Origin of the sequence: Acinetobacter sp. 1000160, assembly GCF_000588715.1 — a bacterium.
Taxonomy (GTDB): Bacteria; Pseudomonadota; Gammaproteobacteria; order Pseudomonadales; family Moraxellaceae; genus Acinetobacter; species Acinetobacter courvalinii.
This window is the reverse complement of the sequence record NZ_JFWP02000003.1, coordinates 19,164-34,388: the sequence shown is the minus strand read 5'-3', so window position 1 is coordinate 34,388 and position 15,225 is coordinate 19,164. Positions and strand designations below refer to the sequence as shown.

The 15,225-nt window shown below is 42.9% G+C and carries 14 protein-coding genes; 5 read left to right on the top strand and 9 right to left on the bottom strand.

All coding sequences use genetic code 11. The features are described 5' to 3' along the window. Nucleotides 1–8 precede the first annotated feature (8 nt). Nucleotides 9–3,605 carry an AAA family ATPase gene (locus tag J699_RS12030; protein ID WP_032867865.1) on the top strand — a complete coding sequence of 1,199 codons (3,597 nt, stop codon included), beginning with the start codon at nt 9–11 and terminating at the stop codon, nt 3,603–3,605. A gap of 41 nt (nt 3,606–3,646) precedes the next feature. After that, on the top strand, nt 3,647–4,312 hold the full coding sequence (locus J699_RS12035; RefSeq protein WP_032867867.1) for an HAD family hydrolase: 666 nt from the start codon (nt 3,647–3,649) through the stop codon (nt 4,310–4,312). A gap of 228 nt (nt 4,313–4,540) precedes the next feature. Here the strand turns inward: J699_RS12035 and J699_RS12040 are convergent, their stop codons facing one another. After that, nucleotides 4,541–5,233 (bottom strand): YggS family pyridoxal phosphate-dependent enzyme, encoded by a 693-nt coding sequence (locus tag J699_RS12040; RefSeq protein WP_032867869.1) that lies wholly within the window; start codon nt 5,231–5,233, stop codon nt 4,541–4,543. A gap of 127 nt (nt 5,234–5,360) precedes the next feature. Between J699_RS12040 and J699_RS12045 the strand changes: the two genes are divergently transcribed. Continuing rightward, nucleotides 5,361–6,398, top strand: coding sequence for a type IV pilus twitching motility protein PilT (locus J699_RS12045; RefSeq protein WP_004770978.1), 1,038 nt, complete (start codon nt 5,361–5,363; stop codon nt 6,396–6,398). 24 nt (nt 6,399–6,422) lie between these two features. After that, the gene (locus tag J699_RS12050) at nt 6,423–7,541 is read left to right on the top strand and encodes a PilT/PilU family type 4a pilus ATPase (protein ID WP_004770977.1); all 1,119 of its coding nucleotides are present in this window, start codon (nt 6,423–6,425) and stop codon (nt 7,539–7,541) included. A gap of 97 nt (nt 7,542–7,638) precedes the next feature. Here J699_RS12050 and fur read toward each other — a convergent pair whose 3' ends face one another. Next, a complete protein-coding gene (gene fur / locus J699_RS12055) occupies nt 7,639–8,076 on the bottom strand; it encodes a ferric iron uptake transcriptional regulator (RefSeq protein ID WP_004770976.1) in 438 nt (145 codons plus the stop codon). A gap of 111 nt (nt 8,077–8,187) precedes the next feature. Here fur and J699_RS12060 point away from each other — a divergent pair, with 111 nt between their 5' ends. Continuing rightward, nucleotides 8,188–8,586, top strand: coding sequence for an outer membrane protein assembly factor BamE (locus tag J699_RS12060; protein WP_004655148.1), 399 nt, complete (start codon nt 8,188–8,190; stop codon nt 8,584–8,586). Between the two features lie 53 nt (nt 8,587–8,639). Here the strand turns inward: J699_RS12060 and J699_RS12065 are convergent, their stop codons facing one another. From J699_RS12065 to J699_RS12095, 7 genes are all read right to left on the bottom strand, one after another. Then, nucleotides 8,640–8,963 carry an RnfH family protein gene (locus tag J699_RS12065; protein ID WP_032882786.1) on the bottom strand — a complete coding sequence of 108 codons (324 nt, stop codon included), beginning with the start codon at nt 8,961–8,963 and terminating at the stop codon, nt 8,640–8,642. Beyond that, nucleotides 8,964–10,046 carry a membrane protein gene (locus J699_RS12070; RefSeq protein ID WP_032867876.1) on the bottom strand — a complete coding sequence of 361 codons (1,083 nt, stop codon included), beginning with the start codon at nt 10,044–10,046 and terminating at the stop codon, nt 8,964–8,966. It lies immediately after the preceding gene. Nucleotides 10,047–10,293: 247 nt separating this feature from the next. Further along, complete coding sequence (locus J699_RS12075) at nt 10,294–10,749, bottom strand: bacteriohemerythrin (RefSeq protein ID WP_004770972.1); 456 nt, start codon at nt 10,747–10,749, stop codon at nt 10,294–10,296. Nucleotides 10,750–11,034: 285 nt separating this feature from the next. Continuing rightward, complete coding sequence (locus tag J699_RS12080; protein ID WP_032867878.1) at nt 11,035–11,883, bottom strand: class II glutamine amidotransferase; 849 nt, start codon at nt 11,881–11,883, stop codon at nt 11,035–11,037. A 99-nt stretch (nt 11,884–11,982) separates the two neighbouring features. Beyond that, complete coding sequence (locus tag J699_RS12085; protein ID WP_005229071.1) at nt 11,983–12,759, bottom strand: GNAT family N-acetyltransferase; 777 nt, start codon at nt 12,757–12,759, stop codon at nt 11,983–11,985. Between the two features lie 127 nt (nt 12,760–12,886). Continuing rightward, nucleotides 12,887–13,786: an acetylglutamate kinase gene (gene argB, locus J699_RS12090; protein ID WP_032867880.1), complete on the bottom strand. Its 900-nt coding sequence runs from the start codon at nt 13,784–13,786 to the stop codon at nt 12,887–12,889. 13 nt (nt 13,787–13,799) lie between these two features. Beyond that, nucleotides 13,800–15,221 (bottom strand): phosphomannomutase/phosphoglucomutase, encoded by a 1,422-nt coding sequence (locus J699_RS12095; protein WP_032867882.1) that lies wholly within the window; start codon nt 15,219–15,221, stop codon nt 13,800–13,802. Nucleotides 15,222–15,225 lie beyond the last annotated feature (4 nt).

Sequence of the window (15,225 nt, the reverse complement as noted above, 5' to 3'; positions counted from 1 at the left end):
GATTTGCCATGAAAATTTTATCGATTCGGCTAAAAAATCTGGCATCTCTTGCAGGCGAACACTTTATTGATTTTGAATGCGACCCTTTGGCCAATGCGGGACTGATCGCCGTTGTCGGCAAAACTGGCGCTGGTAAATCTACCATTTTGGATGCCATGTGTCTGGCCCTGTTTAATAAAATTCCCCGCCTTAAGGAAAGTGATGGCAAGCTTCTGGATGTGGATGGTTCTGAACTGCTGACCAACTCTCCCCTGACCGTTTTACGTCGCGGTACAGGACATGGCTTTGCTGAACTGTGTTTTGTGGCACAAGACCAAAAACATTATCAGGCGCGTTGGGAAATCAAACGTGCCCGTGAAAATGCCAGTGGGAAACTGCAAAGTGTGCAGCGCTCGCTTAAATGTCTCACCGACGGTGTGGTGGTGGCAGACAAGACTAAAGCCGTCGAAAGCCATATCCAGCAGATTACCCAACTCAGTTTTGAACAGTTTACTCGTGCCGTTTTACTGGCGCAGTCTGAGGTCACGGCATTTTTAAAAGCTCGTGATACCGAACGGGGCGAATTGCTGGAGTATCTGACCAATTCCAGTATCTTTGCCAAAATTGGACAACTGGCCTTTGAAAAGACCCGAGAAATCACCAATCAGCGCAAACAGCTGGAAAATGTTTTAGGCCATATCGAAATTCGTTCCGATGAGGAAGTTGCCGAATTACAGGCTCAGTTTCAACAGCTCCAACAACAGGTCCAGCAACTTGAGAACGAGCGAAACCAGCTTAAACAACAACAACAGTGGTTTGAGCAGCAACAAAAGCTTAAAAGTGAAGTTATCTTCAAACAACAGCAGCATGAGACGCAACTCAATGCCCATGCTGGATTGGCAACAGATCGCCAACTGCTCGAACAACTGGATATCTTTTCCGAGATTCGCCCTGTTGCTTTTCAACAGCAGCAAATCCAAAAAACACTGCAACAACTTGAACCACAACTGCAGCAGAAACAGCAAGATTTTAGTCGCTTTACCTCAGCGTTTGAGCAGGAAAAAGTCCGCTATACACAAGCAGAAACGGCGCTACAACAGTTTCAGAATTTTGAGTTGCAACATCAAGATGAGTTGAATCAGGTCCGTAAATATGTGCAGGAACGGGACTATATTGCAGAAGATTATAAAAAGACCAAAAGCAGACTGGCACATGTTGAAACTCAGCAACAGCCTCTACTGCAACAGCAGCAACAGCTTGAGCAACATATTCAGAATTTGAGTACACAACAGGCAACCTGTATTGAGCAATTACAGCACAGTGGCCACTTCTCGGTTTTGGATAAGGGTCTGCATGCCCATGTACAGCAGCTCGAACAGTTTATTCAGCATTATCAAAAAGTTGAAAATACCCTTGGGAATATTCAACAGGCTCAGGCCAAACTTGAGCAAGATAAACACTTACTTGATCAATTAATCTCACAGTTTGGTACAACGCAGCAGATTGAGTCTAGACTAGAACAAAAACAGGCACAAAAAGAGCAATTGTTGACTCAACTGAATCAACTGGATGTGATTCAGCAAAAATTACAGCATTATTTTCAATTAAAAAATGAAGCCTCAGCACTCAGACAAACCCTGAGCGCACTGCAACACCAATCTCAACAGCTTGAGCAAAATACTCAAAAAGCGGAAAATGAATTTCAGGCCGCAAAAAACGAACGGGAAAAATTACAACATATTCTGCAACAGCAACGCCTATTACACGCAGAAAATGTTGAACATTTACGTGCTGAACTGAAACAAGGTGAAGCCTGTCTGGTCTGTGGCAGTACTGAGCATCCCTATCGTGATGATGAAAGTCAGGTATCTAAGGCCTTATTTGCATTACAACAGCAGCAGGAACAACAGGCTTTACAGCAAGAACAGCAATGCTTTCAACAATGGCAGCATACACAGCAGCAATTTACCCAACTGCAATCCGAGCAAAAGCAGCAGCAAAATGCCTTACAACAGGCCCAGAACAAGCTAAACACGCAACAGCAAGAATTACAGCACTATTTGGCTCAAACCCAGATCCAACTCGATTTGAATGTTGCGCAACCTGAACTTGAAGTTTACCTGCAAGGCTTAAGCACTCAATCTACACAGACAAAACAACAGCTTGAGCAGGAATTACAACAGTTCAGCCAGGCCAGCAAACAGCAGCTTCATTTAAACCAAGCTGTCCAGAATACGGCCTATCAACTGGAAAACGTACAGCAATTACAACAACAGATTCAGCATATTGTAGATTGTCTGGAAATCAATGAGAAAACACTTTGGCTGGAACAACCGCTAGCCCACTCACAACAAATTGTGCAGCGTTTAAAACAACGCCTGCAACAGCTTGATCATGCGGATGGACTCAGCAAACAACAACAGCACAGCACTCAACAACTCAATTTATTCATATCAAATCTGAATGGCTTGAATACCCAACATGCTGAACTGACTCAGCAATTGCAGGACATTGCAAAAAAGGGTCAACAAAATAGTGAGGCTGCCAATCAACTCATTCTGGCCATGGCCGGTTCAACTGAACTCAAAGCCAATGAATGGTTGCATCAGCATGATCAGCAACGACAGCAGGTGCAGCATCAATACCAGCAACTTAAACAGAATTTCGAACTGGCGCGACAAAACTTTGAGCAACATAAGAATGAACTGGAACAGCTCAAAGCCCAGCATCAGCACAATCAACAGGCATTGACTCAATGTAAAAATGAAATTAGTGCATGGCTGACGCAGCACACCCAGTTTGAGGAACAACAGTTAAGTCAGTTACTGGCCATTTCGTCGACACAGGAACAGCAGATTCGCTTAACGCTGCAAAATGCAGAGCGTGTTCTCAGCGAAGCTGCCTATGCGCTCAAAACTGCACAACAGCAATTAAACGAGCATCAACAACAGCAGCCCGAGATCCAGCAGGAACAGCTGTCTGAGCTGATTCAGTTAAATCAGGACAAACTGCAACAGCAGCTTGAACAACGCGATCAATATAAAGTTCAACTGGAACTGCATCAGCAAAATCTTGCCAAGCAAAAACAGTTTGCCGAGCAGATCCAGCAAATTCAGCAACAGGAGCACCGCTGGAATAAGATTTCGAGCCTGATTGGCGATTCTAAGGGCAAAGATTTCCGTGATTTGGCCCAACAGTATAATCTGGATATTTTGCTGGAATATGCCAATCAGCAATTGGCAATGCTGTCACAGCGTTACACCTTAAAGCGTCTGGAAAACTCGCTCAGCCTGGCGATTATCGACCATGATATGGATGGAGAAACCCGTTCGGTGGCTTCGCTCTCTGGTGGAGAATCCTTCCTCACCGCCCTGGCGATTTCCTTGGCGATTGCCAATATGGCCTCGGGTTCGATGAAAATCGAATCACTGTTTATTGATGAAGGTTTTGGGACACTGGATGCGTCGTCATTACACATGGTGATGAATGCGCTGGATCAATTGCAAAGCCAAGGTCGTAAAGTAATCTTAATTTCGCATATTCAGGAAATGCATGAACGGATTCCTGTACAGATTCAGGTTCAACCGGTTGGCTCAGGTTCGAGTCGGATTGAAATTGTGGGTTAAAGCATTTTATGATGATTGAATAATCACAATACTGAGATCTAATGATTCCTAAGAAAGCCGTTATCTTTGACCTTGATCAAACCATACTGGATAGAACAGCCTCCTTAATAAAATTCTTAAATTGGCAGATCAATTTTTTCCAATTAGTTTCTACTATGAAAAAGGAGTTCTTCATTCAGCGTTTTCTGGAACTAGATGATAATGGAAAAATTTGGAAAGATAGCGTTTATGAACAACTCATTCATGAGTTTTCAATTGATCATGTTACACATGATAGGCTTTTAGCAAGCTATATTAATGATTTTAATAAATTTTCATGTTGCTTTAAGAGTGTAGAAAGCACGATTATTGAACTGAGAGAACAAGGTTATCTGATTGGATTAATTTCTAATGGTAGAACACCCTTTCAAGAACATAATTTTTATGCCCTAGGTCTAACGGAGTTCTTTTCAAGCATTATTGTTTCTGAGGCCGTTAGACTTAGAAAACCCGATCCCGCAATTTTTCTCTTATGCTGTAAAGAACTTGGTGTTTATCCGCAAAATTGTATCTTTGTCGGTGATAATGAACTAGCAGACATACAAGGTGCAAAGGCTGTCGGGATGAAAACCATTTTCTTTCATCCGGATCCATCAATAAGGTCATTAATCGCTGATGCAACGCTACACCACTATACAATCCTGATCGATCTTTTAAAAACCATTTGAATTGAATAAAAACTTTAATTAAAACTAAAAAGCCCCGACATCCTGTCGAGACTTTTTTAGATTCTGCAAAGGTATAACTCCTGTCGTACCTGATTCCATTCAATACTCATTATTGTTCTTATACGAAACATCCTGTTCCTGATAAAGCCATATTAAATTAAAAAGACCACTATCTATAGTCGCTAAAGAGACCAGTACGTGTAAGTCAAAACTCACAACAACAGTTCTTTAGGCTTTTGCTGAATAATCCCTTGCCCCAAACAATGCTGTCCCAACTCTGACCATGGTTGAACCCGCTGCAATCGCTGCTTCCAGATCAGCCGACATGCCCATACTCAAGGTATCCCAATCTTGTGGCTGCGCATGTTGAGATTTCACCTGATCAAATAGTGCTTTAGCCTGTGCAAATGCCGCATGATTGTCAGGCGCAGGAATCACCATCAAGCCACGTAAACGGATATTCGGAAGCTGGCTGATGTGCTGAACCAGTTCAGCCACTTGTTCTGGCTGGCAACCATCTTTTGAATCTTGTCCATCAATATTCACTTGTAGACAAATATTTAACGGCGCTTGCGATTCCTGACGCTGGCCAGATAAACGCTCGGCAATAATCAAACGATCAACCCCATGCACCCAGTCAAATTTCTCAGCCAGATGCTTGGTTTTATTGCGCTGTACATGACCAATAAAATGCCACTCAATCTCTAGATCTTTGAGCTCTTCAATTTTTTCCAACGCTTCCTGTAGATAATTTTCACCAAAACAACGCTGTCCCACTGCGTACATGTCTCGTAAGCTTGATGCAGGATGAGTCTTTGAAACGGCTAACAATTGCACAGTCGCAGGATCCCGCTGAACTTGCTGACAGGCGTGTTCTATTTGATTTAAAACAGTTTGGCGGGATTGTTGCGATTGATTCATTGACACAGTTCTCATTTACGAAATGTTTTTTTGCTTTCCCATTCTTTAAGGTGTTGGTAAGCCGGAATGAAAGCCTTATATTATTCTACAAAATAATGAGACTTTTTGAGTTTGTTTCGGGGAAATTATGGATATTACAGAATTACTCGCCTTTTCGGTTAAAAACGGTGCGTCAGATTTACACCTGTCAGCCGGTATGCCTCCGATGATTCGCGTAGATGGTGAAGTCCGTCGTATCAACTTGCCAGCACTGGAACATAAAGATGTACACCGTCTAGTGTACGACATTATGAATGATAAACAACGTCGTGATTTTGAAGAAGACCTAGAAACTGACTTTTCATTTGAAGTACCGAATATTGCCCGTTTCCGTGTCAATGCCTTCAACCAGAATCGTGGCGCTGGTGCCGTGTTCCGTACCATTCCTTCTAAAGTGCTGACGATGGAAGATTTAGGCCTCGGTACAATTTTCAAGGAAATCTGTGATTATCCACGTGGGATTGTGTTGGTGACAGGCCCGACAGGTTCAGGTAAGTCAACCACTCTTGCAGCAATGATCGACTATATTAATGAAAACCGTTATGACCATATCCTCACGGTAGAAGATCCAATCGAATTTGTACACCAGTCGAAGAAATGCCTGATCAACCAGCGTGAAGTGCACCGTGATACACATGGCTTTAATGCCGCACTGCGTTCTGCCCTACGTGAAGATCCAGATATTATTCTGGTCGGTGAGATGCGTGACCTGGAAACCATTCGTCTGGCATTGACCGCTGCGGAAACCGGTCACCTGGTGTTTGGTACCCTGCATACCACCTCTGCCGCAAAAACCATTGACCGTGTCATCGACGTATTCCCTGCTGAAGAAAAAGATATGGTGCGTGCCATGTTGTCTGAATCTTTACAAGCGGTGATTTCACAAACCTTATTGAAAAAGAACGGCGGTGGCCGTGTGGCTGCACATGAAATCATGATCGGGATTCCGGCGATCCGTAACCTTGTCCGTGAAAACAAAGTCGCGCAAATGTACTCAGCGATCCAGACAGGTGCCAACTACGGTATGACCACCTTGGATCAAAGTTTGAAAACATTGGTATCTAAAGGTTTAATCAGTCCGCAAACGGCACGTACCGTGGCGAAACAACCCGAGTCATTCCTATAAAAATAAATGGATTAGAGAAATATCATGGACTTTAATGATTTACTCAATTTGATGATTCAGCAGAATGCCTCAGACTTATTTGTCACGGCGGATGTTGAACCTTCAATGAAAATTAACGGGCAGATTGTGCCTGTTTCAAAAACCAAGCTGTCTGGGGAAATCGTCGGTCAACTGGTACAGTCCATCATGACGGACAAACAGCGTAAAGAATTTGCCGATACCCGTGAATGTAACTTCGCGATCATGAATCGCGAAAAAACGGCCCGTTTCCGTGTCAGTGCTTTTCAGCAACGTGATATGCCGGGCATGGTTCTGCGTAAGATCGAGACCCACATCCCCACCATGGATGACCTGAAACTGCCAGAAGTGCTAAAAGAACTGGCAATGACCAAACGCGGCATCATCATTTTTGTTGGTGCAACGGGTACTGGTAAGTCGACTTCCCTTGCTTCGATGATCGGTTTCCGTAACCAGAATTCCAAAGGCCATATTATTACCATTGAAGACCCGATCGAATTCGTACACCAACATGCAGGTTGCATTGTGACGCAACGCGAAGTCGGCATTGATACCGATTCATTTGAAGTGGCATTGAAAAATACGCTGCGTCAGGCACCGGATGTGATCCTGATTGGTGAGATCCGTTCGCGTGAAACCATGGACTACGCGATTGCCTTCGCAGAAACAGGACACTTGGTACTCGCGACCCTGCACGCCAACAATGCCAACCAGGCATTGGATCGTATTATTCACTTCTTTGAAGCTGATCGTCACAGCCAACTGTATATGGACTTGTCGCTGAACTTAAAAGCGTTAGTGGCGCAGCAGCTAATTCCGACACCTGATGGTAATTCACGTCGTGCTGCGATTGAGATTCTGATTAATACCCCGCTTCTGGCCGACTATATCCGTAAGGGTGAAATTCACGAGATCAAAGATCTGATGAAGCGTTCACGTGAGTTGGGTATGCAGACCTTTGACCAAGCCCTATTCGACCTTTATAAGGCAGGTCAGATCACCTATAAAGATGCCTTAAAGCATGCCGATTCGCCAAACGACTTGCGTCTCACCATCAAACTTTCCGAAGAAGGCGCAGACCAGTTATTGAGTGCCAGCCGTAACATTACCTTCGATGGGCAATAGTTCAAACTAAGCCATTAAAAAAAGGGAAGGTTTTTGTAACCTTCCCTTTTTATTTGTTCAATTTTCGTGAACTTTAAAAATGTTAACTCAACTCAGCTTATTTTTTACGATAAGCCTCTTGGCATTCTGCATCACTGCAATAGCCGTAAAGGTTTAAAGAATGGCCCGTTAAGGCAAATTGATGCTTATCGGCAACCGCATGTTGCTCTTGCTCGATAATATCATTTGTAAATTCAACAACTTTGTTACAGTTCAAGCATACGAGGTGATCATGATGATCTTCCTGCATGATTTCAAAAACAGAATGGTTGTTTTCAAAATGGTGACGCTGAATGATACCGGCAGCTTCGAATTGTGTTAACACACGGTAAACCGTTGCTAGACCTACATCTTCACCTTGCTCAAGCAAAGTTTTATAAATATCTTCAGCACTTAAATGATGTTGTTTTGAATTTTCTAATAATTCCAAAATCTTAATACGAGGAAGGGTAACTTTAAGTCCAGCTTTGCGTAAGTCTTGATTGGAAATCGGCATAAAAAAAGGTCTCTCAACAAATCTTAAGTTGGAATAGGCAATAGAGTTTAGATGCAGTATGATCTATCCTTGAACCAAATGCATCATCATTTATCAGGATAGTGTAGCAAAATGCAAAAAATCATGCTGGCGTTGTTCGTCACTTCAGTACTTAGCGGTTGTTCAGTCTTTGGTGTTTATAAAGTCGATATTCCACAGGGAACACCATTAACCAAAGCACAAGCATCTCAAGTACAAGTGGGCATGAGCTTTCAGCAAGTCCGTTTCTTGCTGGGTAGTCCAACAGTGACAGATCCACTGAATCCACAACGTTGGGACTACATCTACAACTACATCCCGGGTACCTATGCGAAAAAAGCAAAAATACCTGCGGCACACGGCCAGCATTTGAAAGTTTATTTTGATGCGAATGGTAATGTCGAACGTCTGGAAGGCTTGGATACGATTCCAGAATCACAACCTGGTTTACCGGCATCAAAAGAAGCGATTTTGACTGCGCCCCCACTATAACGGCTTTGCCGTAAAAAGAAACCCCTCATCGAGAGAATCGTGAGGGGTTTTCTTTATGAGCTTGATGGTCTAAAGCGATTACCCTTGATAAATCGTCCAACCGGATTCTTTTCTGCCCGTTTCCGACGGATATCTTTAGGATTAATGGTTAAGGGGCGATAGATCTCGCCCCGGTCCCCAGCCTGTAGCACAGTCTCAGCTTCAATCTTGCTACCAAAAATTCCCAAATGTAAAACTTCTGGCAGGCACACCTGCTCGGCTAAGCCACTGGCATCAATCGCCTGCTGAGCCGTCATTCCCTCACTAAATGCAACCTTAAGATGGAACTGCTGCTCAGGTGTGGTGTAAGCCACCCAGACTTGTTTAATCGGTTCCATTTAGATCACTTGCCCGATCACTGCAATAATCGCGGCCACAATTGAAAGGGGTAACACAATACGGATCGCAATACGCCAGAGGTTATAGAACAGCTCATTGCTAAAGCCCATGGCTTTACGCAGATGACTGATCTTCATGATCCAGCCCGCAAACAAGGCATAGATCAGGCAAATGACCAGCCCCCATAGCATCAATACAGTATTAAAAACTTGCTCAACTTGAGGCACTGCCCATACCGCAACGGCTGCAAGTAAAATTGCCCATTGCACTACAACCGCCAGCTGGCGCTGCGCCAGTTGCTCTTTTGCAAACTGGATTAATAAGGCAGCCGACATCAGGGCAGCAAAACCCCAGGCTAACGCAGGCAACTGAGCCTGAATCGAGAAGAAACCAAATGCAATCACGGCAAGCAGTTGAGCTATCCAGATCGGCAACACTGAAGTGGTTGCAGCTTCCTGCTTTTTCACTATCGCCAGACTACTCTGCCAATATAAGCCCAAACCTAAACCACTTGCGACCAAGGCAAGCACGGTCGCATTGCCCCACTCGCTAAACTCCACACCTGTCCAGTGCCAAGCCTGTAACTGGGTGCCCATCACATTAGCGAGAACGAACGCAGCAACCACACCAATAGTGGTCAAAGCAATCAGGAATTGACGAGGAATAAAAGAAAGTGCAAATGCCACAAGCGCAAGAATCGCGAACAGGATCTGACTCGAAATATTAGATGCCAGTTGCGCATTCACCACATGGCTTGCAGTGCTTAATACGCTACCTGCAAAAAACGGGACGAAAACAACTGCTAACCAGCCAACCAGACGCCATTTTGGTGAAGCATCGGCATCACGGGTCAGGCTTGAAAGGGCTTGCAATGCAGTGGTTTGTGAACGCTTTGCTAAAGCGATTTCAAGATAGCCGATTGGCAGTGCCAATAAAATCATGGTCCCTAACCATAGCAACCAGAAATCGAATTGACGATCAATCTGGATACCCACCGTCGGTGCCAATGTGGTAATCATGACAAAAGATAGGCAAAACGCCATCACTGGGGCAAACCAGCGTGACAGAGTTGTGTCCTGCATAATGCATTCCTTGAAAAATCTTTGAACTCATTGCGCTTTATGGTGTTTGCAATGAAATATTCAATCTATTTTGCCTTTCTCACGCTTGAAAATCAAAACAAAAGATCGCAAAAGAAAAAAGCAAATCACCTCGTCAAGATGATTTGCTGCGCACCAGTTATTATTTTATTCATTCGACCCCCTGTATATCACTCATACCAACCTTATTATTTTTTATAACAAGGGATCTTTTTTTATTATCTTATTATTATGAGAAGAATCGAGAAAACCAGTTCTTCCCTTTTTTCTTTTCATTTTCTTTAATAATACCAATCATATTTTCTTTGACGGCACCGACATAATCGGCATCATCATGACGAATATGATTAATCAACCACTTTGATAGTGCTTCATGTAGCTCACTATCAATTTCCTGCCCCAATTCAAAACGCTGACGATAAGTCTCTATCTTTTTGATAAATAAGTCATGTACCCGTTTATGCGGCACACGATATTTATAATTTGCTTCTTCCTGCAAGCTTTCTTCAAAGGTAAAATGAGACTGGGTATAATCAATAATATTATCCAGAATCCCCTTTAACTTTGCACGATCATCGTCTTCTTTTAATTCATCAATTTCATTAATATAATCTAGAATACGACGATGTTGATCATCGATCACCTCGATTCCTGTATTATATTCGACAGACCATTTCATACCCATATCGAACCCCAAACCATATTTGATTTATTGAATACGGATATAATATCGGTAAAGTATTTAAATAAAAACGCAGCATTTTTGTCAGGTTTGCATTTTTTATTAACAAAACATAATAAACTATTGTTTTATATTTAATTTAATATTTTTACCGATCAAAACACTCAAGTATTTTTTAACCAGTAAGAAAAACTATCTATCTAATTTTATTGATATAACCAGAAAAATGAGTACTAATTTTTTTTAATAAAAACAGTTAAAACATATATTCTGGTTATATCTTCGATATTAATATTGGTCTGCTTTGGTGATTCGTTTTAATGCTGGATTTTCTGCCTCGCGGATTAAACGCTCGACTCGGGTTAAAGCATGCAAAATCGGTTTGCCACACTGGAATAAGATCATTTCCCCAGGCTGGTAGGCAGTCCACGCTTCGTTATGCGTTAAAGGTTCTGTGGTAATCACTGCCACACGATCGTCAGGCGTCGTGACCTGACTAAAATCAACTTCAACATCGAGATCAATTAAGTGTGCATGCTGGAAAGGGTATTCGCGTACCAGCCAGTGCAATTTGGTGGTGGCATAGCTATACAGCGCCTTGCCATTGGACAAGCAGAAATTGAAAGTTCCATGCTCGGCAATTTGTGGAGAAATGCGCTGCAATAATGAAAAAATTTCTTCTAAACTTGGCTCGGTATAGCCAAATGCCTCAACCATCTGATCGAGTAAATAGCAAAATGCCAGCTCACTATCAGTATTGCCAACCGGCTCGAAACGACCGCTTAATTCAGGTTTAAAGTCATGTAAATCGCCATTATGGGCAAAAATCCAGTGTCGGCCCCACAACTCTCGCAAGAAAGGATGTGAATTTTCTAAGTTGATTTTGCCTTGGGTCGCTTTACGGATATGCGCAATGACATTACGAGACTTGATCGGATAGTTACGAATTAGATCGGCAATCGGAGATTCGACTGCTGACTGGTTATCGACAAATAGGCGACAAGCCTTATCTTCAAAGAAAGCAATACCAAAGCCATCACAATGATCAGACGTGACCCCTGCTCGTTGGGAAAACCCACGAAACGAAAAGGTAATATCTGTCGGGGTAGCACAATTCATTCCTAATAGCTGGCACATATCTTTTAACTATCTAACATCTATGCCTATTGTGCATGAGGTTGAGATCGCTTGTAAATCTGAATATGTGCTCACTATTAGATTAAGAATGATAAAGCACTAGCGTTGCACCATTTTGTTCATGACAAAAGACATGGCAATCTTGTTCACTTCCAGAAACACAAAATAATCCAGACACTTAAAGTCTTCATCATAAAATGCCTGTTTTGAAAGTTTCGACTGCATGCCCAAATAGGTCTGGAATAGTTTTGGCATGCGCTCATCCTGCGGAAAACTATAGTCAGGACGTTCTGGTTCAAATATACGCTTTGAACGGATATCAATACTTTGATGCTCACCCAGTTGCTGAATCTGGCGATGGGTATAATAAGCACGGGCCAGATTATCATCTAAATGAATACTGACACAGCCCATTAAATATTTGGCACGCATTGACCATAATACTTTAGGCACCAGATTCAACCATAGCATGGAGAGTGCTTTACCAGAACGAAATTGAGGGTGAACACAGGTTCGACCAATTTCTAAAACACTCGGTAAATGTGATAAATGTGGAACAATTTCGAATTCTTGCGCGCTGTAGCTCTGCCCGATTTCATGGCCTTGAAATAATTTCAAGCGGGTATAGGCAACAATTTCACCTGTCCACTTCTCACGTAAAACAGCATGTTCACAGCCAAAATCATACAGGTCCTGATCTAAACCGTCTTCAAAAGACATGCCAAACTGATGGCTAAATTGCGTCGCTCTAAAACGTTGTACATCTTGTAATTCTTTTAAATTATCCACCCATTCAAAACGGAACTGGTTTTGAGCTGGTTTGTGGCGTAAAGGTAAAGTCAATGTCTGACGATATTGATTTAATTTTTCTAGCATAATGAAAGCTCCTTATGACTAGCTTTACCTTAAAGCGCGTAAATGACATTGAGATGACTAAAACATGAACAACACATGACGAAAAAAAAGAGGCCCTATTCAGGCCTCAATTTTTTAATCGACAGAATTAATGCTTCACCCGATTGGTAATTAAAGTTCCTACCCCATGATCGGTAAAGATTTCCAACAAACTTGCATGCGGTACGCGTCCATCAACGATATGCGCACTTACTACACCACCTTTTACCGCATCGAGTGCACAACCCACTTTTGGAATCATGCCACCGTAAATCACACCGGTTTCAATCAGACGATCAACTTCTTGCGTGGTCAAACCTGTCAACAGGTTCTTATTTTCATCCAGTACGCCACTGATATTGGTCAATAAAATCAGTTTTTCTGCACCTAAGGCTTCTGCAACCTTTCCAGCTACAAGGTCTGCATTAATATTATAGGTATTGCCTTCTTCATCGACACCTAGCGGTGCAATCACAGGAATAAAATCACTTTGGGTAAACATTTCAAGGACGTCGGTTTTTACACCTGTGACTTCACCCACCATGCCCAGGTCAATTTGCGAAACGGAACCATCCGCTTCCTGCTTTTCCATCAATAACTTACGCGCACGCAATAGATTACCATCTTTACCGGTTAAACCAATGGCACGACCGCCATGTTTGTTAATCAGATTCACAATCGATTTGTTGACACTACCGCCCAATACCATCTCAACCACTTCCATGGTTGCTTCATCGGTTACGCGCATGCCATCAATACGGTCAGATTCCTGCCCGAGACGTTTTAATAATGAATCCACTTGTGGACCGCCACCATGTACAACGATCGGGTTTAAACCGACTGTTTTTAATAATACGATATCACGGGCAAATGAACTTTCCAGTTCAGGATCAGTCATCGCATTACCACCATATTTTACAACCAACGTTTTTCCTGCAAATCGTTGGATATACGGCAAAGCTTCAATCAAAATTTTTGCTTTATCAATGCCGATATGTTCATGTGGCATGCGTCTCTCCTTATTAAGCCTGTGCGAGTTCTTGTGCAATCTGTGGATAATGATCTTGCAACATGGAAACAAACTTCTGGCGAATATCGATTAACCGGTCCGGAGTGTCTGCATCGAAGCGGACGGTAAAATATTCACCCGTATTTGATGCTCGAATAATGCCAAAACCATCGTCAAAATCAAGTCTTACCCCATCTATTTTACTTAAACGTGCGCCTAAATGGTGACTTAAAATCTCTATTTCATTTAAAACCTGTTGCGGATTGGCATCATGGGTACTGATATAGGTATCTTCTGTACAGTAACGTTCAGGATAAATACTCAGTAATTCAGACAAGCTTTTTGCGGTGGATTGGGTCAGATATTCCATCACCCGCAGAGCCGCATAGAGGCCGTCATCATAGCCATAACCGCGTCCGTCGTTAAAGACATAATGGCCAGCATATTCTCCGCCAAAAACGGCCGCACCTTTGGATTGAGATAAATAGGCCCGTAAGAAGCTGCTGCCAGTACGGATCATTTTAGCCTGACCTGCCAGTTGCTGAACCGTATCCGCCACCATACGCGAGCATTTCACATCAAATACAATTTCTTTTTGCGGATGCTGCTGTAAACAGATTTGTGCAAATAGGGACAACAACCGGTCAGGGCTAATAATATTTGCCTGCTCATCCAGCAATACGACCCGATCCCCATCTCCATCCAGGGCAATACCCAGTTCCGCCTGCTCTGACAGGATCACAGCCTGTAACTGCTTTAAATGCTCGGCATGGGAAGGATCGGGTGCATGATCAGGGAAATGTCCATTGGCTTCGCAACGTAATGCGATCACCTCACAGCCTAACTTTTCCAGCACTTGTTTTGCACAACGGCCTGCCGAGCCATGTAAACCATCCAAAGCCACTTTTAAGGGACGTGCCAGATCAATATCATCAATTAAAGACTGTTGGTAAGGTAAACAATATTGAGAAATGATCTGATGCGGGCGAATATCGGCGGAGAAATTTTCATTTGCGGCTGGTTGGGAAATCTGGGCAAGCTGTCCAACGGATTGAATCATCTCTGGACTCGGAGGCTCCCCTTTCACAATCCATTTAATGCCGTTATCGGACTTTGGATTATGACTGGCGGTGACCATAATGCCATTTCCACCAAAATCCCGGGCAATGTAATACATCATTGGCGATGAGCAGCAACCGATATTGGTGACTTGCAAACCCTGTTGCTGAAGGACGTGCTGAATAATTTCAGCATAATGAGGACTACTTAATCGCGCATCATATCCAACCACAACCTGATGCTGTCCAGCATTTTTATAGTGTAACGCCAGGGCATGCGCAATTGAACAAATAATATTTGGCGTGAGATTTGAAAGTTTTCCGCGAATATCGTAGGCACGGAAAATATTCAAAGGAAAAGTTTGTTGTATATTCACAGCA

What these genes read in the sequence shown, in the direction of transcription:
- J699_RS12050 (WP_004770977.1), top strand. Translation starts at nt 6,423, where the DNA reads ATGGACTTTAATGATTTACTCAATTTGATGATTCAGCAGAATGCCTCA.
- J699_RS12045 (WP_004770978.1), top strand. Translation starts at nt 5,361, where the DNA reads ATGGATATTACAGAATTACTCGCCTTTTCGGTTAAAAACGGTGCGTCA.
- argB (WP_032867880.1), bottom strand. Translation starts at nt 13,786, where the DNA reads ATGCCACATGAACATATCGGCATTGATAAAGCAAAAATTTTGATTGAA.
- J699_RS12035 (WP_032867867.1), top strand. Translation starts at nt 3,647, where the DNA reads ATGATTCCTAAGAAAGCCGTTATCTTTGACCTTGATCAAACCATACTG.
- J699_RS12070 (WP_032867876.1), bottom strand. Translation starts at nt 10,046, where the DNA reads ATGCAGGACACAACTCTGTCACGCTGGTTTGCCCCAGTGATGGCGTTT.
- fur (WP_004770976.1), bottom strand. Translation starts at nt 8,076, where the DNA reads ATGCCGATTTCCAATCAAGACTTACGCAAAGCTGGACTTAAAGTTACC.
- J699_RS12060 (WP_004655148.1), top strand. Translation starts at nt 8,188, where the DNA reads ATGCAAAAAATCATGCTGGCGTTGTTCGTCACTTCAGTACTTAGCGGT.
- J699_RS12075 (WP_004770972.1), bottom strand. Translation starts at nt 10,749, where the DNA reads ATGGGTATGAAATGGTCTGTCGAATATAATACAGGAATCGAGGTGATC.
- J699_RS12080 (WP_032867878.1), bottom strand. Translation starts at nt 11,883, where the DNA reads ATGTGCCAGCTATTAGGAATGAATTGTGCTACCCCGACAGATATTACC.
- J699_RS12085 (WP_005229071.1), bottom strand. Translation starts at nt 12,759, where the DNA reads ATGCTAGAAAAATTAAATCAATATCGTCAGACATTGACTTTACCTTTA.
- J699_RS12065 (WP_032882786.1), bottom strand. Translation starts at nt 8,963, where the DNA reads ATGGAACCGATTAAACAAGTCTGGGTGGCTTACACCACACCTGAGCAG.
- J699_RS12030 (WP_032867865.1), top strand. Translation starts at nt 9, where the DNA reads ATGAAAATTTTATCGATTCGGCTAAAAAATCTGGCATCTCTTGCAGGC.
- J699_RS12040 (WP_032867869.1), bottom strand. Translation starts at nt 5,233, where the DNA reads ATGAATCAATCGCAACAATCCCGCCAAACTGTTTTAAATCAAATAGAA.